Origin of the sequence: Neobacillus novalis NBRC 102450 (assembly GCF_001591805.1) — a bacterium.
GTDB classification, from domain to species: Bacteria; Bacillota; Bacilli; order Bacillales; family Cytobacillaceae; genus Neobacillus; species Neobacillus novalis.
Map to the genome: position 1 here is coordinate 182969 of NZ_BCVP01000017.1, position 21118 is coordinate 204086.

22 protein-coding genes are annotated in these 21118 nt (G+C 40.6%); 13 read left to right on the plus strand and 9 right to left on the minus strand.

Going from position 1 to position 21118, the window contains the following annotated elements; translation table 11 throughout:
• Positions 1-32: 32 nt before the first annotated feature.
• From BANVL01_RS15445 to BANVL01_RS15460, 4 genes are all read right to left on the minus strand, one after another.
• On the minus strand, positions 33-1040 hold the full coding sequence (locus BANVL01_RS15445; protein WP_066092216.1) for a FecCD family ABC transporter permease: 1008 nt from the start codon (positions 1038-1040) through the stop codon (positions 33-35).
• Entirely contained in the window at positions 1037-2047 is a 1011-nt protein-coding gene (locus BANVL01_RS15450) for a FecCD family ABC transporter permease (RefSeq protein ID WP_066092213.1), read from the minus strand. The genes BANVL01_RS15445 and BANVL01_RS15450 overlap by 4 nt, the downstream gene beginning before the upstream one ends.
• 69 nt (positions 2048-2116) lie before the next feature.
• On the minus strand, positions 2117-3040 hold the full coding sequence (locus BANVL01_RS15455; protein ID WP_066092210.1) for an iron-hydroxamate ABC transporter substrate-binding protein: 924 nt from the start codon (positions 3038-3040) through the stop codon (positions 2117-2119).
• Entirely contained in the window at positions 3041-3835 is a 795-nt protein-coding gene (locus BANVL01_RS15460) for an ABC transporter ATP-binding protein (RefSeq protein ID WP_066092209.1), read from the minus strand.
• 26 nt (positions 3836-3861) lie between these two features.
• Here BANVL01_RS15460 and BANVL01_RS27820 point away from each other — a divergent pair, with 26 nt between their 5' ends.
• Positions 3862-4032, plus strand: a complete 171-nt coding sequence (locus BANVL01_RS27820) for a hypothetical protein (RefSeq protein WP_169803185.1) — start codon at positions 3862-3864, stop codon at positions 4030-4032.
• The gene (locus tag BANVL01_RS15465; RefSeq protein ID WP_066096949.1) at positions 4010-5059 is read left to right on the plus strand and encodes an NAD(P)/FAD-dependent oxidoreductase; all 1050 of its coding nucleotides are present in this window, start codon (positions 4010-4012) and stop codon (positions 5057-5059) included. Before BANVL01_RS27820 ends, BANVL01_RS15465 begins: the two co-directional genes overlap by 23 nt.
• 116 nt (positions 5060-5175) lie before the next feature.
• Here the strand turns inward: BANVL01_RS15465 and BANVL01_RS15470 are convergent, their stop codons facing one another.
• Entirely contained in the window at positions 5176-6183 is a 1008-nt protein-coding gene (locus tag BANVL01_RS15470; protein WP_066092206.1) for a DUF3231 family protein, read from the minus strand.
• A gap of 291 nt (positions 6184-6474) precedes the next feature.
• Here BANVL01_RS15470 and BANVL01_RS15475 point away from each other — a divergent pair, with 291 nt between their 5' ends.
• The 7 genes from BANVL01_RS15475 to BANVL01_RS15505 all read left to right on the plus strand — a co-directional run bounded on the left by BANVL01_RS15475 (position 6475) and on the right by BANVL01_RS15505 (position 12052).
• Positions 6475-6951 (plus strand): hypothetical protein, encoded by a 477-nt coding sequence (locus BANVL01_RS15475; protein ID WP_066092203.1) that lies wholly within the window; start codon positions 6475-6477, stop codon positions 6949-6951.
• 460 nt (positions 6952-7411) lie between these two features.
• Entirely contained in the window at positions 7412-8077 is a 666-nt protein-coding gene (locus BANVL01_RS15480; protein ID WP_066092197.1) for a YdeI/OmpD-associated family protein, read from the plus strand.
• Positions 8078-8163: 86 nt separating this feature from the next.
• On the plus strand, positions 8164-9300 hold the full coding sequence (locus BANVL01_RS15485) for a hypothetical protein (RefSeq protein WP_066092192.1): 1137 nt from the start codon (positions 8164-8166) through the stop codon (positions 9298-9300).
• Between the two features lie 90 nt (positions 9301-9390).
• Positions 9391-9645: a hypothetical protein gene (locus tag BANVL01_RS15490; RefSeq protein WP_066092189.1), complete on the plus strand. Its 255-nt coding sequence runs from the start codon at positions 9391-9393 to the stop codon at positions 9643-9645.
• 25 nt (positions 9646-9670) lie between these two features.
• Positions 9671-10015, plus strand: coding sequence for a hypothetical protein (locus BANVL01_RS15495; protein ID WP_066092186.1), 345 nt, complete (start codon positions 9671-9673; stop codon positions 10013-10015).
• A complete protein-coding gene (locus tag BANVL01_RS15500) occupies positions 10012-10674 on the plus strand; it encodes a response regulator transcription factor (RefSeq protein WP_066147951.1) in 663 nt (220 codons plus the stop codon). Before BANVL01_RS15495 ends, BANVL01_RS15500 begins: the two co-directional genes overlap by 4 nt.
• Positions 10664-12052, plus strand: coding sequence for a sensor histidine kinase (locus BANVL01_RS15505; RefSeq protein ID WP_066092185.1), 1389 nt, complete (start codon positions 10664-10666; stop codon positions 12050-12052). The genes BANVL01_RS15500 and BANVL01_RS15505 overlap by 11 nt, the downstream gene beginning before the upstream one ends.
• A 250-nt stretch (positions 12053-12302) precedes the next feature.
• Here the strand turns inward: BANVL01_RS15505 and BANVL01_RS15510 are convergent, their stop codons facing one another.
• Positions 12303-12830 carry a hypothetical protein gene (locus BANVL01_RS15510; RefSeq protein ID WP_066092182.1) on the minus strand — a complete coding sequence of 176 codons (528 nt, stop codon included), beginning with the start codon at positions 12828-12830 and terminating at the stop codon, positions 12303-12305.
• Between the two features lie 466 nt (positions 12831-13296).
• Here BANVL01_RS15510 and BANVL01_RS15515 point away from each other — a divergent pair, with 466 nt between their 5' ends.
• The 4 genes from BANVL01_RS15515 to BANVL01_RS15530 all read left to right on the plus strand — a co-directional run bounded on the left by BANVL01_RS15515 (position 13297) and on the right by BANVL01_RS15530 (position 17367).
• Positions 13297-13908, plus strand: coding sequence for a hypothetical protein (locus tag BANVL01_RS15515; protein ID WP_066092178.1), 612 nt, complete (start codon positions 13297-13299; stop codon positions 13906-13908).
• 1 nt (position 13909) lies between these two features.
• Entirely contained in the window at positions 13910-14545 is a 636-nt protein-coding gene (locus BANVL01_RS15520; RefSeq protein WP_066092175.1) for a PspA/IM30 family protein, read from the plus strand.
• A gap of 316 nt (positions 14546-14861) precedes the next feature.
• Positions 14862-15095 carry a hypothetical protein gene (locus BANVL01_RS15525; RefSeq protein ID WP_169803186.1) on the plus strand — a complete coding sequence of 78 codons (234 nt, stop codon included), beginning with the start codon at positions 14862-14864 and terminating at the stop codon, positions 15093-15095.
• 283 nt (positions 15096-15378) lie between these two features.
• The gene (locus BANVL01_RS15530) at positions 15379-17367 is read left to right on the plus strand and encodes a S9 family peptidase (RefSeq protein WP_066092168.1); all 1989 of its coding nucleotides are present in this window, start codon (positions 15379-15381) and stop codon (positions 17365-17367) included.
• Between the two features lie 73 nt (positions 17368-17440).
• Here the strand turns inward: BANVL01_RS15530 and BANVL01_RS15535 are convergent, their stop codons facing one another.
• The 3 genes from BANVL01_RS15535 to BANVL01_RS28050 all read right to left on the minus strand — a co-directional run.
• Positions 17441-18853 carry a glycoside hydrolase family 18 protein gene (locus BANVL01_RS15535; protein ID WP_066092166.1) on the minus strand — a complete coding sequence of 471 codons (1413 nt, stop codon included), beginning with the start codon at positions 18851-18853 and terminating at the stop codon, positions 17441-17443.
• 214 nt (positions 18854-19067) lie between these two features.
• Positions 19068-20549: an N-acetylmuramoyl-L-alanine amidase gene (locus tag BANVL01_RS15540; RefSeq protein WP_066092163.1), complete on the minus strand. Its 1482-nt coding sequence runs from the start codon at positions 20547-20549 to the stop codon at positions 19068-19070.
• Between the two features lie 350 nt (positions 20550-20899).
• A partial coding sequence (locus BANVL01_RS28050; RefSeq protein ID WP_218010667.1) for a hypothetical protein occupies positions 20900-21118 on the minus strand: 219 nt, incomplete at its 5' end.

The following is a 21118-nucleotide window of genomic DNA, read 5'->3' on the forward strand; positions in this document are numbered from 1 at the left end:
AATTGGGACGGGGAGCTGTCCCCATGTCCCAATTATTTTTTTAATAACAAATACAGAAAATATGGTGCACCAATGATGGCGACCATTGTCCCTGCAGGGATCCCGTCCGGCGCAGCTAAATTTCGTCCGATTGTATCAGCAAGCAGTAACAGCCAGCCGCCAATGAATAGTGCAACAGGGATAAATAACTGATTTCTCGGTCCCACTAACGCCTTGGCAATATGCGGAGCCATTAGTCCAACAAAGGCAATGCCGCCTGTCACGGCAACGGCAGAGGCAGCTAAAGCAACAGCGGTGATGAGGAGAAGTATTCGTTCCTTTTCAACGTAAATACCGACACCGATAGCCACCTGTTCGCTTAAGCCAAGGATATTTAACCGATTGGCTTTGTAAAATGTGAATGGCACCAGGATTACGAGCCAAGGAAGGAGTGCCCAAATAAACGGCCAGTCAGTACCCCAAATATTCCCAGCTAACCATTTGGCAATGAAATCTACCTTTGCCCGTTCGGCTGATGAGATGAGGACAATCATAATGCCAGATAGTGCCATTGAAAAACCCACGCCGATCAGGATTAATCTGACTGGTTGAATCCCTTCATTTTTTTTATAGGAAAAAACATAGATTAGAAAGGCAGTAAGAAAAGCTCCAATAAAAGCGATAACTGGGAGCAGATAAATAAACGATCCTGCTTGTACAGGGAAGAATAAAAAGAAAATGGCGATGGCGACACCTGCACCAGAATTAATCCCAATAATGCCGGGATCCGCTAAATCATTTCGTGTGATTCCTTGCAAAATTGCCCCAGATAATGCAAGAGACATCCCTGCTAACAAGGTAATAATAATTCGCGGCAGTCGAATTGAAAATAAGATAAATTCTTCTTTGAATGTCCCTTTGCCTAGAATGGCTGGCAGCAGTCTGTCGTAGGATAACGATGCGTACCCCAACCCCATCCCCACAACCATGGTGACAATGATCAACAGGAATAACAAGCATAGGATGAATCTTTGTCTTTTGATTAAAGCTGGTTGAATCATGACAATACCTTGCCTCCTTTATGGACGATTATGAGAAAGAATGGCAGGCCCATCATCGCAACAATCGCTGCAACGGGTGTTTCATATGGAATATTGATTGTCCGGCCAAGTGTATCGGCTAATAGCATAAATACGGCTCCTATGATAGCTGACATCGGAAGTATGTACCGATAATCGGTTCCTACGATTGCTCGAACCACATGGGGAACCATTAACCCTATGAAGGCCATATTTCCAACAAGAGCAACAGAGGCACCGGTGAGCATGATCGTGATGATGAAAAGAATGACTTTTATTCGGGATGTATTCTGTCCCAAACCAACGGCAACCTCTTCGTTTAAACTAAGAATCGTCAGTTGTCTTGAAAGGTACAAAGAGAATAGGATCCCTGCAACAATAAAGGGCACAATGATTTGGAGCTGGCTCCATGTTGTCCCAATTAACCCACCTGCCGTCCACATCGAGACATCTTTGGAGATTTTGAAGTAAAGTCCAATTCCTTCTGAAACTGCGTATAAGAAGGTGGAAACAGCTGTACCAGCTAGGACAAGTCGAAGTGGAGAAAAACCGCCCTTTTTCATCGATCCAATCCCAAAGACGATGATAGCTCCAACAGCGGCTCCCATAAAACAGGCGACCATAATGGTAAGATAATTGGCTGATGGAATGAGGGCAATGGTAATGGCAAGAGCGGCATTGGCCCCAGCAGATAACCCGAGTATTCCAGGTTCAGCAAGCGGGTTTCTTGTCATTCCTTGCATAATGGCTCCAGAAACGGCTAATGCCGACCCAACAAATATGGCTCCAACTTCACGAGGGAAACGAAGCTCGCGAATGATCGTAATTTGTTCATTCGTCGTATGAGATGTAAGTGCCAGCCACACATCTTTTACCGTTGTGTTCGCTGCCCCAAACACCATGGCGACAACAAACATTCCGACAAATACCAGGATGCCAGCCATCAGCTTGAGAGAAAAATTACCAGAAAAGTGCTTTTCTTTCGTCATGAATGATTCCTCTTTCTATTATCTAATCAAGGAAAAGGGGTTATGAACGCATAACCCCTTCTAATCTGTCTAGTTACCAAGAAAGTGTTGCTTAAAGAATGCAAGCTGGTAATCTAATGTAAGTGGATCATTAAAATAGAATTCCTTTGCATTTGCTTCAAATAGGTGCTTGTTCTTCACAGCTGCCATGTTTTTATACGTATCCGTCTCTTGGAATGAATTATCCGTCTCGCTATTTTTACTTAATATCACATAATCTCCCGCAAACTCTGGTAAGACCTCTAAGGACAATGCATAGTATCCGTCTTTTTCAACCATTTCTTTTACCTTATCAGGCATTTTTAATTTCATTTCTTGATAAAGGATTTCGGTACCGCGGCCCCAGTGATCGCTATACACATATAGCTGTTTGTCAAAGTTTTCAATAACAGACACAGTGGCGTCTGCTCCGATTTTCGCTTGTATTTCATTTCCAGCCTTTTCTGCCCGTTGTTTGAAGTCATCGACCCAGGACTGTGCTTCCTTTTCTTTATTTAATAGTTTTCCAATTTCTAAGTGTTGCGTTAAATAGTCTACTTTTCCATAGGTAAACACGACAGTTGGTGCAATTTGCTTTAGCTTATCGATGTTCTTAACATTATCGAGCCCAATAATTAGATCGGGATTTAATTCAATGATTTTCTCCACGTTTTCGTCAGAGACTTCTTCCACATTCTTTAACTTGTCTTGGAAACGAGGATTCATTTTAGACCATGAATCGACGCCAACAAGATTCACGCCTAAAGCCATTACGTTACCTGCAAACGAAGCAAGGACGACCACTCGCTTTGGATGAGCTGGAACTTTAACCGGGCCATTTTCAGATTGATAGGTAATGGTTTCATCTTTCTTATCCCCATTAGCGGTGCTGTTTGACTTTTCGGCTGCCCCATTGGTACAACCACTGATGATGAGGCTGAGTACTAATAACAATGGAATAAATAGCTTTTTCATTTATGAATCTCCTTTTAATAAATTGTAAGTTACACACATTGGTTTGTTCGTCCGCGGGTCACGACCGATTTCTGTATCAATTTGAAATACTGTTCTTAGGACATGATGATTAATCACATCTTCACAATTCCCCGCTTTGACAATTTCGCCTTCTTTTAAAGCGACAATATAGTCAGCGAAACGGGCTGCTTGATTTAAATCATGAAGGACCATGACGATGGTTCGTTCCTGTTCCCTATTTAATTTTTGCAGCAATTCTAGCACTTCTAATTGATGTGCCATATCTAAATAGGTGGTTGGCTCATCAAGGAAGATGATATCGGTCTCCTGTGCAAGAGCCATAGCAATCCACACACGCTGCCGTTGGCCCCCAGAGAGTGCATCCACGGGACGAAACTTGAATTCCTTCGTTCTTGTCACCTCAAGTGCCCAATCGATGACTTCATAATCCTTTTTTGTTAAACGACCAAAGCTAGATTGATAAGGGAAGCGGCCAAAAGAGACCAGTTCCCCGACGGTTAGCCCACTAGTACTCTCAGGCGATTGGGGGAGAATCGCCATTTTTTTAGCTAGGACCTTTGTATTTTCTTTTGTGATATTTTCACCATCTAAGATAATCGAGCCGGTTTGATGGGAAATAATTCTTGTCATCGCTTTCAACAGTGTTGATTTACCACATCCGTTCGAGCCAATAATGGCCGTAATTTTTTTATCAGGAATATGTACACTTAGATCCTTGACGATTAAACGATCGCTATAGCCGACGTTCAACTCATCTGTAAATAGACGAACCATTCTGAACCTCCACTTGTTTTAAATGAATGATAATGATTATCATTCTCGAAATAAATATAAATGGCTTTTTATTTATTGTCAACCATTTCTTTTATTGCCAATATCCGAAAAACAGTGTATATTTAATTGAGAATGATAATCAATCGCGTTTTGTGATTAAGGGAGCAGATCATGATGGAGCAGACGGTATTGTATGATGTAACCATAATTGGCGGGGGCCCAGCAGGTCTTTACTCAGCGTTCTATAGCGGTTTACGAGAAATGAAAACAAAACTTATCGAGTTCCAGCCACAGTTAGGTGGAAAAATCCATGTTTATCCTGAGAAAATGATTTGGGATGTTGGCGGACTGACACCTGTTCTTGGAGCCAAACTGATGGAACAATTAGTAGAGCAGGGGTTAACGTTTCAACCAACCGTAGTTTTGAATGAAAAAGTGAAATCAATCGAACGGAACGAAGCAGGAATTTTTATCTTACATACAGCATCAGGTCAAAAACATTATTCTAAAACAGTGATTATCGCCGTTGGCAGTGGGATCTTAAATCCGCAAAAGCTGGAAATCGAAGGTGCTGAGAGGTTCGAAGTGGCTAATTTACATTACACGGTGAAATCGTTTAAACAGTTTAAAGATAAAACGGTGATAATTTCAGGTGGCGGCAATACTGCGATCGACTGGGCTAATGAATTAGAGCCGATTGCTAAAAAAGTGTATGTAATCTATCGAAAAGATGCCTTGAAGGGGCATGAATCCCAAGTAACGCAATTACTGAATAGTTCTGTTGAATGTCACTTCCATACCTCGATTACAAAGCTAATGGCTAGTGCAGATCATGAATGTATTGAACATGTCGAACTTACAAACCATGAAACGAAAGAAAAGTCGTATGTGGCTATTGATGAAGTACTAATTAATCACGGGTATGAGCAAGATATGACCTTACTTGAAAACAGTCGATTGGATATTAAGATAGCAGAGAACTATTATATCGAAGGGAATGCAACAAGTGAATCTTCAATAGAGGGGCTTTATGCTGCCGGAGATATCCTTAAGCATGAAGGGAAACTAAATCTAATTGCCGGGGCCTTCCAGGATGCTGCAAATGCGGTCAACAAAGCAAAACATTTGATCCAGCCAGATGCAGATAAGATTGCCATGGTTTCTTCACATAATGAAGTTTTTAAAAATCGTAATAGAGAATTGGTTAAACAAATGATGAAATAATTAAATCTGCCCTTTTAAAAAAGCAGCTTGAATGTATAGCTGCTTTTTTGTGTAAACCGAACTAAATGTGATGCCGGTTTTGAGTTTTGTTTATTTATATAAGGTACTATCTCTAACTAAACTTTTCTATCTACTGCTTGAGGAGGTTGTTCAAACCATTTTTCTTTTATGGCTAAAAGTAAACCTAATCCATAATACTTCTTCATATCGTCTGATATTTTGCCTAATTTAGAAACGATATCCGTTCTTAAACTGGAAGTCATAGACTGACTTATCATGGCAAAACAGAAAATTCCCAGGCAAGTATTCACAAAAAATAACATTAACTTATCGGAGAATGGCGACATCTCTACATCGGAAAATAAATTCTCCCCAGATGCTGATATCGGGATATTTTCTTTTTCAAGAACTTCTTGAAGTGAATCTAATACTTTTTCGATTCCATCTCTACCTTTACTCAAATGTTTTTTTAATTCTTTTGTTTTCGCTAATTTACTAAAAGTGACAAAAATCATTTTTGAAAACTGTGCTCTATGAATAATTCTAGATAGATTAGCAATTTCAGCAACATTTAGAGGTCTTGAACCACCAAAAAAACCATTGAGATATAGCATGGTATCAGCAAATTCTATCCCGCTATCTATCGCTACTTGTGGGTGTTTCAAATATACTCCTTTTGCCACCATTAGGTCTACGATTTCATTTTGGATTTTTACAGAAAATGCAATGTTTTCTTGGAAATGGCCTCGCACATCGTTTCTGGAGCAATCAGATATTGCAACTGGATATGTACTCATCGAAAGGTGTGTTAGATCAAAACAAAAATACAAAATAAAGGTATCGGAAAATACTTTGAGTGCGTCAATCCTTACGTCTTCTTCCGTAAAACCATGAGGAATAGTAAGATTGTCTTTGATAAAAATCTCCGTGAGCTCATGAATGCTCTTTTTAGCTTGATTTAACATCTTTTCTATCACTTGTTTTATTGCGCTATCTTCTGTGCTTGCAAAAAAATATTCGAAAAGTCTTTGTTCCATACTGCTCTTTAAATAGGAAGACCAAAGGTTAGATACTTCATTTGCCGTTAATTCTATGAAGGGCTTATTATTTTTTGTCGGACTCATTTTAATCACTCCTTACTCATTATTATCACTCTTAAGTCGGAATTTATTTACAATTGCTATAAGTAATTTAGAAAATGGTGAGAATGTCCCCACGTCCCACCGCACGCTCTCGAAGGATAATGGTGTCAGGCACCTTTTAGGATTTTTCGGAATTTTAAGCGGTAACATGAGCCACATATAATTTTTCACCAATATTATCAAAAAAAATGTTTAATTCATAGGAAAAAAGTGTTATTTTTAAGGGGTCTGAAAATTTAAAATTTATAGCCATTTGTATCGAGGGGAATTGAATTGAAAAAATTTTATTTACTATTTTTAATAGTCATTATTCTAGTAGGTTGTCAAACAAATAATACAATTGAAACAAATAAAACATTTTTAACGTATAAAAGCGCTGTTGAATATGGGCTACAAGAAGAGGGAATTACCAAAGATGATATCATTGATGAAATTCAAGTTGGTGGTGAACAATTTATTATTTTTATAAACCCTAATCTAGGTGATTCAATAGCAACTGCTAACATTAATGTAGACAAAAATGGTACTTATACTTGGAACCTAGTCGGTTCAAGAGTTGTTTTTTCAATGAGTTTAGATCATCATACTCCTTCGACTAAGGGTGAAATTCAATTGTTATCTGGAAAAAAATTCAATGTTTATTTGGGGATGGATGAAACTAACCTACCGTCGATGGCAAATGGCGAAGAACTCAAATACGATGAAAAAAGAAAGATATACTATAATATTAGCGAAAACACAGATCATTAAAGGGAAAAAGGGACATGCTTCCATGTCCCTTTTTTAAAATATGGCTCTGTTATAACTGAATGTTGATTTCACAGTGTTTGAAAAATAAACGGTAAAATTCCGTTTAAATTGAAAAATATCCATATTTCCTTAAAAATAAAGGAAGTTTTTCCGTTTATATTATCTAAATCGTTGGATTTTATCATATTTAGAGCAGTTAATCGGAATATCTCCGCTTATATCTGCTTCTTAAGCTTCCTCTATATACATTAGCCGGAAATCCTCCTCCTATGACCAGGGCAATTGAGCTTTCTTATGTTCATTGGTGTCTTGGAGCAGGTAATTTTGGACAGTTTCAAAACCTTTTGTCCTTTAATAGAATCAGAGTATAAATCTGTGAATTTTCTAAATTCAAAAGGTTGTTAACTCCAACAAGAATTCGTACACTAAGAAAGAAAATATATAGGTAAGGTGGATACCAATGGCTAAAACAGTAGTGGAAAAACTAAACTTACAAAAGTATAAAAAAATTGCAGTATTGAATTTACCAGATGGTGCGGATTATTTAGCAGAGTTATCAGATTATGATACAGAGCTTGCAGACAGTAAATATGATCTTATTTTTGCTTTTGTGCTTGATATGGAGTCATTAAAAGAACTTGTAAATAAGGTAATCCAAAAGGAGTATCTAAATAAAAACGGCTATCTTTATTTAGCTTATCCAAAAAAGGGGAATAAAGTTTACTCAACGTTTATTCATCGCGATGAATTATTAGATGGCATGGGTGCTGATGAAGAAGGTTATCTTGGTTCAAGTACTATCAAATTTTCGCGAATGGTAGGATTAGATACAGTCTTTACGATTGTCGGTCTAAAAGAAGATTCTCGAGGCAAAAATCAAGTATCTACAAAAGCAAGTCAATGTGTAGATGATTATATAGCCATGATTCCAGATGTAGAAAAAGATTTGCGAGATACTCCAGATTTACTTGCTTTCTACTATTCACTCACTCCCGGGTACCAGAAAGATTGGGCTCGTTATGTGTACAGTGCTAAACAAGAAGCGACCAAAGAAAAACGACGAGAAGAAATGAAACTAATCTTGGGTCAGGGATACAAGAGCCGGGAATTATATTCGAGGAGATAGGGACATGTTCTCCTTGTCCCAGTTTTATTAATTACTTGGGACGCGGTGCCTTTGTCCCCGCGTCCCATTATGAGGTGAATGCTTGAATGAAAAGAAGGCTGTTTTTGCTTTTTTTGAGTGTGTTTTTACTGGGGTTATTTTCGCTATTATTTGTGTTTACTATTTTTATTGAGCCTCCTCTTAAACTCAGCGGAATTGAAAATGGGAAAGTTTATGCTGCCCATCCGGTCATTCATTGGGAGAAAAGTTTTGCGACCACCCGTGTTACTCTAAATGGAAACGAAATAAATCCAAATTATTCGGTAAAAGAGAATGGAAGTTACATACTTAAAGGGGAGTCAACGTTTCTTTGGAAAAAGAAGAAGGTTTCCTATTCATTTGACGTGGATGATAAGCCCCCGGCTGAACCGCGCATAAAGGAAAGGATTAAACCGGTGTATTTCAAACAGGCGATGTTTACCCTTGATAAGGTGGCAGATGTCACATATAAAGCTGCATTAAATGGGAAAGAGATCTCCATGGATCAGCCAATTCAACAGCCTGGTGAAAATACATTAACGATTACAGCCACAAAGCCCAACGGATTAACAGCAATGAGAGAAATCTCGTTTTCTATTGATGAGCGGATATATTCAGAAAAAGCAATTAAAGAATTTGTGGACTATTATTTTAAAAATGATGTACCGAGCATTTCAAAATTTACCGGGAATGTGGCCATCCATTTGAGTGGGGACTACAACAAAGACGATGTTAAGATGATTGAAAAGGCTATTAAAGAACTGAAAACCTTTTTCCCTTATAAAATGGAAATTCAAGAGAGTAAGTATAATCCGGAATTTGAGCGATTGATCAAAATGGTATTTACCCCTACTAAAAACTTTGACATTTATGATGTCGATCGTGATGATGTCTGGGGTGTTGAAATGGAAGCAATATCCAATGCTGTATATGGAACGAAGGAATCATTCGTCCTAATTGGCACAGATAAGGAAATCACAAGAGAGTATCGAAATGCAGTGATTCTTCATGAGCTGCTTCATGCAGTAGGACTGTTCAATCATATTGAATCCTCTCAAAGCAGCCCGCTTTTTCCATACGCAAACAAGACAGTTACATTGGGTGATAGAGAGAAAATGTTTGGTACACTTCTTTATTTAGGTGACATAGAGCCTAAAATTAATAAAGAAGAGGCAATGAAGCAATTAGAACTAAGAGGTCAGTAAGGGACAAGGGCTCCTCCTTGTCCCATTTTCACTTTCTTTTCACTTTTTTTATTTATGATGGTTTTATTAAAGGTAATGGAGTTGACTATGATGAGAAAGTGGAAGGTTTATATTCCTGCAATAATCGTTTTGTTTTTTTGTGTGGCATTAATCGCGTATGAATTTTATCTAACACCAACTGGCGGCCATGGACACCATCCAGAAGGCGGATTCCATCCAAAGGGCCAGAGTTCGTTTCGGGGAATTTTCAACTGGTTTGGCACGGTTGCAATTATCGGCGGAGCCATTACGTATTCCTGGGTCCGATTTAAGAAAAAATTAAAAACTTCCTCCCCCGTTTATTAAAAAGTTTTCCAAGCTTTTATTCCGTGTGCATAATGTAATTGGCTATGGTATTTTAATTCTAGGTACCGCGCATGGCGCCTATTATCTGATTACGGAAAAGCTAACAGGCAAGGGCGTTCTGAACGGTATTGCAGCATTTCTCCTTCTATTAACCGTTGGCATATATGGATTTTTAATCAGACGAATAAAGAACAAATACACGAGGAAAGTCCACTTTTGGGTTAGTAACGCATCCCTGATTGCCCTTCTTATTCATGCAGGGAACTCCTTTATTTTACCGGCTATAGTGACACTGGCGGCATGGGGCATTTTTGAGTTAGCTGAGAGGATGTCTTCTCGAAAGCAAATTGCAGAGGGGGAAGGTATTTGAATATTTTACTAGCTGAAGACGATACCCGGCTTGGAAAGCTGATTTCACACATGCTTATAAAAAAGGGCGGCTACCGTGTCGATTGGGTTGAGCAAGGCGAGGATGCGTATGATTACGCGCTCGCTTCCCATTATGATGTGGTTATTCTAGATTGGATGATGCCTGTAAAGGATGGTATTTCCGTTTGCCGCGAGCTCCGATCAGAAGGATATGGCGGCCCGATATTAATGCTAACCGCAAAGGATGCAGTCCAGGACAGGGTCGAAGGGCTTGATGCGGGGGCGGATGATTATCTGGTGAAGCCGTTTGAAATCGATGAACTATTAGCCCGTCTTCGTTCACTGTCACGCCGTAATTTTGCTCCCATTCAGGAGGAATCCGTTTCATTTGGCCAGTTTACATTGAACCGGACAAGCCGGAACTTAGCGGTCTCTGGAAATGAGATTCAGCTGTCTCCAAAGGAGTTTCAATTGCTTGATTTGCTGCTGCAAAACAAAGGGCAAGTGCTGACAAGGGAAATTATTCTCGATCGCATTTGGGGATATGATGCCGATGTTTCTTATAAAATTGTCGATGCAACGGTGAAGCTTTTACGAAAAAAACTGGACGTGGATATCATTCATAGTATCCGCGGGGTAGGGTATAAACTTGAAGGATAAATTACGCAAAATCGTTGAAAGCATTTTTGGCGGGGATGTTTTGAACCGGACGCAAAAGCGTTTAACACTCTATAATAGTGGATTGCTGATGATCTTCCTTTGTCTGTTCGCTGCGATTGTCTATTTGCTTTTATATACCGCAATGGCCTATCAGGAACAGCAGACATTACAGAATTTGATTCATCAAACGGTCTACTATCAAGAAGAACTGCAAACTAAATCGGATAATCCGCGGGAAGATCTGTTAATGTCCGGTAATGAAGAACTTTTTTATTATTCCATCCTCAATTCCTCAGGTGACGTGCTGGCAGAAAATAGCCGGATTTCTCCTAGTCAATCGATTACCGATAGCATCCGCAGCTGGGGCCCGAGGGAGGGAGAAACACTATCGAGGGAAATTACCGTCTTCCCCCCTCCTGATCGAGGTGAAAGGCATGCCCATGATGAGCATTTTAAAAGGCACACGATTCATATCCTGCTTGCCGGGCAGCCAATTTATAAAGGAAACCAAATAACGAAGATTGTTTACGTGGGGATTGACCAAACTTTACACCATAGGCTGTTACAAATTTTGTTATGGATTCTGTTAGGACTGATTTTATCCTTTTTTCTAGTTGCTTTGGGGATCAGCCACAAAATGGCAAAAAAGGCCATGGTTCCGGTCCGCCTATCGTTCAAACGTCAACGGGAATTTGTCGCTGATGCCTCACATGAACTGCGAACGCCATTAAGCGTGCTTTATTCCTCTCTTGAAGTGTTAGATTTAGAGGAAGAAAATCATCTTTCAGATTATTCCCGGCAAGTAATGGAGGATATGAAAGATGAACTGAAGCGGATGACGAAGCTTGTGGGTGATCTATTAACACTGGCACGCGTTGATTCTGGTGTGGCAAATATGAATATGACGACATTCGATCTTGCGCCAATAGCTATGCAGCTCATCCGTTCAATACAGCCTGTCTCTAAACAGAAGGACATTCAAGTAACTGCGAATATTCCGCATGTCTTGCAGGTTGTTGGCGATATTGAAAAGCTAAGGCAGTTGTTTTACATTTTATTGGATAACGCGATCAAATATACACCTGCGAATGGACAGGTATCGGTCACAGTAGCGATTCAAGACAAACATTGGCTCCTTCGGGTAAAAGATACAGGTTTAGGCATTCAGCCGGAAGATCAGCAGAAGATTTTCGACCGGTTTTTTCGAGCTGATAAGCATCGTTCCCGTCAATTAGGCGGTGTCGGGCTGGGTCTTTCCATTGCCCATTGGATTGTCACCTCACATGAAGGCTCAATAACAGTTGAAAGTGAATTCGGAAAAGGCAGTGAATTTATCGTCCGAATTCCACTTTTACTAAAGAAAACTGCCACTGGATAAGTGGCAGTTTTTTTGTGGTCTTGGGAAATTATAGATTCATTTGGGTATGGATAACTTATCCTATACTCCCAATGGAAAAGAAAGGGCATCAAGAAAATGAAAAGTATATACTTTCCGAAAATTATTTCAATGTTAAGACAAGGGAACGGATGGAAGGAACGGATTCTAATCGATTTGTTAGGAAACGAAGAAGGGCTGTTTTAAGCATATTCTTATTACTAGCAAGATGAAGTAACACTAGGAAATGCAGCTAGTTTTGATGAGGCACAAGCCATAATGCTATCCAGAGAAGATTTAAGAAAAGAGTGAAAGGAATACCAGGAACGGAAGTTGACGGTAACAGTGAAGTACCAGTTTCAGTTCCTAACGTTGTGAAACCAGATTTTTTCTGAGCTTGTCTTTCTTTTTCCTTTGCTACTTCAATATCCATCTCTTCCTTAGTAAGTTCAATAGAAACAGACTTAAGCGCAGGCTTATTCTCTAAAACACCTAGTGTATTCAGATCAGATGTAGTAGTTGTTGTTTTTACATATTTGGTAACTATTGAGACTTCGGTAGCTTTAATATCCTTATTCAAGTTAAAAGCTTCTTCGTTCATGATTTGAATGTCTAGTGGCTCAAACCCTTGAGATAATAAATTGTTATACTCAACCTCAGTCATATTAATCCCATTATCATTTACATAATAAGTTGGTGACTGCGCATTAGCAGAGGTTGCAAGACTAAAACCAAACGCCAAAAATAAAGCCCAATAAAATACCACTAAAATCTTTTTCATATTTTCCCTCCAATATTAGGGGACTAACGACCATTTTGTTTAATGTAGGAAAAAAAAGTTTCGGCCGAGTATATAAAATCATGAAGCATCTTTGTTAAATGAACTATCTCAACAAAAATTGCTACCAAAATACATAGTATAAGCACTAATATAAAGCTATTAAAAGTTTGCAGGCCATCCTTATTTTTATCAATCATTTTTTCTCCCCCCATCCCCTTAATTCGAATTTACAACTTTAGGAAATAAAGATATATAAAATACGTTCGACAATAACCGACAGTTTATTGCAAATATCATAATTCAGTGATTTAAACATTGATAAATTTTGTTGGGTTTTCAAGACGACAGGTAGACGACGGATTTATGAAAAAATCTTTTTAAAAAATGATAGAGTTGGTTCTATTTTTCACTCTCTTTTCTCTATTCTTTTTTATAATCCAACTATCAACAGGAAAGGGATGATGAAGTGAAAGAGAAAAAGAAGAAAAAAAGCCGGAAGTGGTTTCTGCTAGGGATTGGGCTAGTTGCTCTGATCTCACTTGCAATCCTTTTTACCGGCATGGATGGAAGGCGGCATCTAGATAACCTCTCAATGCCAAAACAGGCGGAAGGAGTCATGAGGGATACGATTCAGAAAGGACGGGATATTGCTGGCAATTTCAATATGAAGTCGTTTCATGAGCGAGAAGACGGTGGACGGGCTGCAATGCAGCATGGTTCGAAATACGAGGGGCATGGTGACGAAATGATGGGACATCGCCATGGCTTACATGAACATCACGGTCCCGAAGCTGGTAAATACTTAGTAGGATTAGGTGCACTGTTTGCGTTGCTGCTTGGTTGGTACTTGCGAAGAGTGAAAGGGAAGAGGCTTATGGGAAATCTATTAATACTAGTAGGAATTCTTCCAATCCTTCCGTTTGTGCTCATAGGTATACTCATTTACTGGTTAGTAAAAAAGGTTCGTTCAGGCAAACAAAACATAGTATCAGAACCACTTTCTCATTTTCCTGATAGCTCGCTAAACGCTCAGCTTTTGGATGAATGGGAACGTAAAATGAAAATGGAGGAGAAATAAGATGAACTTATTTAAAAGAATTAAAAATTTGATAACGGCAGATCTTCACGAAGTTTTGGATAAGTGTGAAAACCCAATGACCATGCTTCAACACCATTTACGGGAAATGGACGGGCAGGTTGCCGAGGCAAAGAAAGCATTAGCCCATCAATTTTATTTAGAAAAAAGGTATGAAATATTAATCGCTGCGGGGGAAGAAAATGTTGCCAAGCGCGCCCGCCAGGCGGAGCTAGCCGTTTCAAAAGGTGATGATTCGATTGCTAAAATCGCCTTGCAAGAAAAAATCACCGAGGAAGCTAAAGTTCAAATGCTTCAAGACCAAGCTGCGATTACGAAAGCTAACACAGCGAAACTTATTGAACAAATTGAAAAACTAAAAGCACATTATCAGGAATTCCAATTCAAGAAATTAGAGTTAGAGTCAAAAGTTCATGCAGCTATGGCAATCAAACAAGGACAGGAAATGATGGCAGCCTTTCAATTCAAAGGTGCTTCAAAGGGAATAGCAAAAGCACAAGAATACGTGTACAAGCTTGAAGCAGAAGCACAAGCCAGTCAGCATTTTTACACACCATCACCAGTCATTTCCGTTGAACTTCAAGACGAAGTAGAAAAACAACTTGCTAGCTTAAAATAAGCACACTAATAGGACAAGGGGACAGGCTATTTTGTCCCTTTTTCATTGCCATCAACGGAGCTAGAACTTTATAGCAGCGAATGGGTACTTCGTTTCCAAGAAAGAAGCAACCGTTCTAATGCATAATTGCAATGATGCTATTATGAGACACAGGGACAGGTTCCCTGTGTCTTTTAAATACTAAAAATGTCAAGGTTCCTGTCCTCCCGTCTCTGTCGAAGTTTGTCCTAATAACGATGGTTAATTTTTGCATAAACTAGTATAATGAAGTAAAGAAAGGAGGGATTTGAAAGTGGAAAGGAATCAAATGGACAGAATGGAAGAAATGTTAGCGAGTATAATTTCAATGGTGGGAAACATGAACGAAAAACTGCAAAGTATGGATCAGGAAATACACTTCATAAGGGAAGATATTTCAAGCGTAAAAGGAGAAACAACAGATATAAAAAATACTCTTGCTGATATGCAGGCAGACCAGGATCATATCTGGGAAAATGCAGCCAAAAATGAAAGAGAATTAGCAAAATTTAAAAGGCATCTTCAAGTTTAACCTCGTCCCTGCCACTTCTTAGATTTCGACGATTTTTGTCAAATGGGAGTGTTTGTTTTTGGGCAACCTTCTACTTAGTGTAAAGCACCCTTCAACTATATTTTCTCTCCATATGAAGAATATTCAAACACCTTCAATTTAATAGTGATATAAAAAGGACGGTTTCTTCTTGAAACCGGTCTTTTTGTTTGGGAACAATAAATAGGAAAGGGGCTGGCAGGAAAAATTATTTCTATTGTCGAAATAAATACTGTGCGACATTTAAGAATGGGAGGCAATAGGGATGGCAGAAACAAGAGGAATTCAGTCGGAGGATTTATATCAGTTAAAATCGGTGGCGAACCCACAGTTGGCCCCTGACGGGAAGTCCTACGTTTATGTGCAAACGACGATTGACGAGGAAACGGATGAATATCAGGCACATCTATTTTTTCAAACACTTGAGGATGAAAGCGAAGCAGTTCAATGGACGTATGGTAAAGGACGGAATCACTCGCCGTGCTGGTCGCCGGATGGAACGCATATTGCGTTTGTATCCAATCGGAGCGGGAAAAATCAACTTTATTTATTAAATGTAAATGGCGGGGAAGCGCGGCAATTAACGTTTCTTGCAAGCGGGGCAAGCAACCCTGTTTGGTCACCGGATGGAACAAAGCTTGCGTTCAACACTTCGCTCAAAACGGATAAAACGATTTTTGACGAAGAAGAAAAAGAAGTGAAAAAGACCGTGCCGCTTGAAGTGACGAAGATGAAATATAAATCGGATGACGGGGGATTTTGGCAGGGGGATTACAAACAGGTCGCGCTGGTAGATGTGAAAAGCGGCGACTTAACGCAGCTCACTGATGGCGCTTATCATGTAAGTCTCTATTGCTGGTCGCCGGACGGAAAATACCTCGCGGTTGGCGCTGATTTTACGGAAGAAACGGATTTATCATTTATTCATGATGTGTATCTGTTGGATATCGCACAGCAGGAATTCATTCCCGTGACAAATGGGGCCGGCTATTTTGACAGTGTATCTTGGTCACCGGAAGGGAATTATCTAGGCATGTTTGGACATCAGCGGGAGTTTGAAAATGCAACCCATCCAAAGGTCTGGCTATTCGAAATCCATTCGAAAAAATTAGATTGTTTGACGAGTAATTGGGATGTGCCAGTGGGTGATTTTATGGTCGGCGATTTCCAGCAGGGAGCGGTGTCTCCGGGGTTATTGTGGTCGAATGACAGCAAGGGATTTTATTTTATTGGCTCGGAACAAGGCAATACAAATATTTATTTCGGTGATGTGAACAGCGGCGGGATTCAGCCGGTTTATACGGACGGCGGGCATGTTTATGGCATGTCGATACATAGCGCAACGCAAAAAGCGGTAATCGCGTTAAGCAAGCCGACAGCAATCAGCGATCTGTATCTGCTATCTTTAAGCGGCGAACCGTCTTCACTTGAAAAGTTGACCGATGTAAATGGATCGTTTTTACAAGATGTTGTGCTGTCGAAACCGGAGCCGGTGGAATTTTCAGGAGCAGATGACCGGAAAGTTTATGGCTGGATGATGAAGCCGCTTGGCTTTGAAGAAGGAAAAAAATACCCGTTAGTCCTTGAGATTCACGGCGGTCCGCATGCGATGTATGGAAATACATATATGAATGAGTTTCAACTATTGGCGGCCAAAGGCTACGCAGTATTGTATGTGAATCCGCAAGGCAGCCACGGGTATGGGCAGGAATTTGTCAATGCGGTACGCGGTGATTATGGCGGCGGCGACTACCAGGATTTAATGCTCGCTGTCGATTCTGCGTTGGAGCAGTATGACTTCATTGATGAAAATCGCCTCGGTGTGACTGGGGGAAGCTACGGCGGCTTCATGACGAACTGGATTGTCGGTCATACAAACCGCTTTAAGGCGGCAGTGACACAGCGTTCCATTTCAAACTGGATCAGCTTTTACGGTGTCAGTGATATCGGCTATTATTTCACAGAGTGGCAAATCAAAGCGGACTTCCGTGATATTCAAACGCTTTGGAAGCATTCGCCGCTTGCTTACGTGGAAAAGGTGGAGACACCATTACTAATTCTTCATAGTGAGAAGGATTACCGCTGTCCAATCGAGCAGGCAGAGCAATTGTTTATTGCCTTAAAACGCTTAGGCCAGAAAACCAAATTGGTCCGCTTCCCTGAAGAAAACCACGAGCTTTCCAGAAGCGGGAAGCCAAGCCTGCGCAAAAGCCGGCTGGATTACATTGTGAACTGGTTTGAGGAGAATTTATAATTTGTGCCGGACCAGGAATGGTCTTTGGTGGTTTGAAAAAGGCCGGATTCGAGATGAATCCGGCTTAATTTTTTCAACTTAATTTTTTGATCGTAAAATTATCCTTCAACAATGCCCAGTTCTGCGGGTAAGGATAGCCTAACGCCCAGTAGCTGACACCGCGAAGATTAAATTGTTTGACCAGATCGAACTTTGCTTGGGCGCTCCGTGCATCTTCAAACCATACTTCGTGACCCAGGCCTTGCTCATCTGTGTAGCGGAAAAATGGTGATTGCGTTGTTGGATCATACTGGATGGCAGCACCGTATTTTACAGCCCGTCTAACCGCTTCCTGTGGGCTAAACGTCTCGGCTTCCTGCCCTTTAACGTGGGGGAGAAGCCAATCCCTGGCATAAATTTGGAAGCCTAAAAATATTTTCTGAGCTGGCATAACGGTAAGGGCATATTCGACTACTTTTCTCATCTCGGTAATCGGTGAGATGGCTTGCGGCGGTCCAAGCCTGTATCCCCATTCATAGGTCATTAACACGACAAAATCGGCAATTCGTCCATGTGCCGCATAATCGTGGGCTTCATATAACAGACCAGATTGGGTCGCACTTGTTTTTGGGGCAAGGGCAGTTGAGACAAAATATCCTTTCGGGTGTAAGGCATTAACCACTTGCTGGAGAAACTGATTATATAATTCACGGTCACCTGGCAGTACATTTTCGAAATCAATATTTATCCCTTTATACCCTTTGCTATCCATCACTTGAACAATATTTGTGATGATTTTTTCTCTGATGTCCGGGCTTGATAAAATGACATGAGCCTCGTTTGATCCGGCATGAGTAGCTGTAAAGTTAGTCAGCGACATCATCGGTACAGCTTTTTTAGCCCGGGCAGAAGCAATCATTAAAGTATCTTTAATCGGACTTAATGAACCATCTTCCAAAATCTTATAGGCAAATGGACTGAAATAAGTTAACAACTGGCCCAGTTCATTAACAGTTTGGGCTCCTGCTTCATCTGATTGATACGTATAGGCATTGACTTCAATGATTGGCTTTTTCCGCGGAATAACCAATTGCATGCCGATGGAGATCAGATTAGGGTTCGCAATTTGATTTTCACTGCTGATGGCTTGAACCGTTGTGCCGTACCGGCTGGCAATTTGCGCTAAGGTTTCTCCGGATTGAACCACATGTGTAATGGCAGGAATAAAAAGGGAGGTGCCGGGATATAAAAGGTTCGGGTTTGTTAATTGGTTTGCCTGGATAATCGCATTGATTGTCACCCCATATTGCTGTGCGATTGACCAAAGTGTTTCCCCGTATTTGATGACGTGAGATGTACCGGGCTTAGGAATGACTAACGATTGTCCGACGACTAACTGATTGGCGTTTGGTAATTCATTGAGCTGAACAATGGAATTCAAATTCACATTATAACGACTTGCAAGCTGCCACAATGTATCGCCTCTACTAATGACATGAATAATCACTAGATTCACCTCCTGGGCGTTTTCAGTAATGTACTATATGTACTCGTTACTAAAAGGTGCCTCCTATTAAGTTAAATTTCTAGCGTTTAGTGATCAACATTAACAAGTGAAAAGCAAAAAGCCGAATCATGAACGATTACGGCTTTTGTTATTGTATTTTTATTCAGAATTTGCATAAATGGTGCCTGACACCATTTGACAAATGTTGGATTACCTAAGCTGAATCGATCATTTTTTCGAACAGATTTAAAATGGATTGCCCGTAATTGTTACCGGGAGCGGCCCAATGGCCGTCCAAGGAGGTCCAGGTTGGTGCAGAGCCCCTGTCCACTAGATGAAACCGTGGGTCAACCAATGGATATTGGCCAGGCAGTGCTTTCGTCGATGCGTAGGCATACAAATGCTGAAACTGGGCGAGTACTCCTGTTTCTTGTGTTTCAAAGCTGGCTCCTCGTTTCCCTGAACCTGTTGCCCCGATTCCGGCAAAATTGTTTTGCTCAGGACCGACATCCCCGGTAAAGCGGAAATAGTTGGTCTCAAGGATTGCTTGAGCGATGGCGACGTCTCCTCTAATTCCGTAAGCTGCTCCGAATTTTTGATAAAAGCTTCCCAATTCGGGGGCACTCGGATTAAACTTTTTAACAAATTGGTTCATTTGTTCAGGAGATAGGTAGGTTGAACCAAAAATAGTAAGATCGGGTGTGTTTTTTGGGGGAGGAGTGCTATTGTTTCCGTCGTTCCCGCTATTTGCTGGTACATCACTTCCGTCATTCCCCCTTTTTGGTGGTTCGTCGTTTCCAGAGTCGTTCCCGATTTTGGGAGGTGGGGGATTTCCGCCTGCGGCGTTTCCTGCACTTGCGAGATCGTTTTCAGCAACAATAAAGGCATCTTTTATTCCTGCCTTTTTGACTTCAGCTAAGCGGACTTCGGCATTTTCCCGGGTCGAAAACGCCCCAGCTTGTACGCGGTACCAGGTTTCACCGGAGATGATGGTGGTTTTAACAAATGATTCTATGCCCTTTCCGTGCAGGAATGCGACGCGCTCGTCGGCATTTTTCTTTAATTTGAAAGAACTGGCAATCACTTTAAAAAGGGTTCCAGGAACAGGATTACTAGGTTTAGATGGTACTGGGGCCGGGGTCGATTTTAGTTTTAGATTGAAGGCTTTGGCGAGCCCATTTACATGGCCCTGTGCGACTTTTTCCAGCCATGATGCCTGTTTCATGAGGGCTGCGTCGTGTGTATTGGTGATAAACCCATTCTCCGATAGGAGCGCATTCATAGACGATTCACGCAATACATGAAAATTGGCCTTTTTTTGTCCCCGGTCGGCTAAACCATTAACTTTCATCACTTCCTGATGAATGATAGTTTGATAAGTTGCAGATCTCGAAGTGTCTGAGGGACCGCTAAAGATATAGTCCTCGTAGCCTTGTGCAGCAGCACTGTCAGCCGCATTAATGTGGATGGACATGTAATAGTCAGCCCCCCACGCATTTGCTTCGTTTGTCCGCTGACTTAAAGATTTGGAAATATCGCTAGTTCGGCTCAGCTTCACTGTGATATTTTCATATTTATTTGTTAAAATCCCCTGGATTTTCTGTGCGATTTTTAATGTAATATCTTTTTCGTTTAGTCCATTTCCCTGTGCGCCAGAGTCCGTGCCGCCGTGGCCTGGGTCTAAATAAAGCTTCATTTTTCATCTCCTCCATTTCGTATTTTCCTTATTTGTATGTTTCCAATCAGGTTCAGTCACAAAATACGTGGAACATGTTGAAAAAGCCCAGCTTCTTCAGACGCTGGGCTTTTTGAAAAAATATAAGTTTAACAATGGCAAAAAAACTTTCAGTCCCTTTTAGGAAAATAGACGTTTTCGCGGCTGGTTCCAGACCTTAATATAGGTTTTCCCCTCTGTACAGCGAAACACTTTAATTCCGATTAGTTTTAGAGGAGTGAAAATTTCCTTCATATGCAAAAGCGGCATACCAATAACCTCCAAAAAATAGTAGTAGTTAAAATGATATCGCATACATGAAAGAGGGGAAATCAATTTTTCTCGATAAAAACCGACTCCATTTTGAAAAAGCAAACGGTATTTGCCGGTATTTCCCGAGAAATGACGATTCTTGTTTTCATGGTGTCAGGGACCATAAAAAAACAGCCCCTTTTTTTAGTGGCTGTTGACACTTTAAACTTCCTTAATGAGTATCTTTGGATGTAATCGTGGCGGTTTTGTCGAAGGGAAATTCTCCTAATTTGAAACCG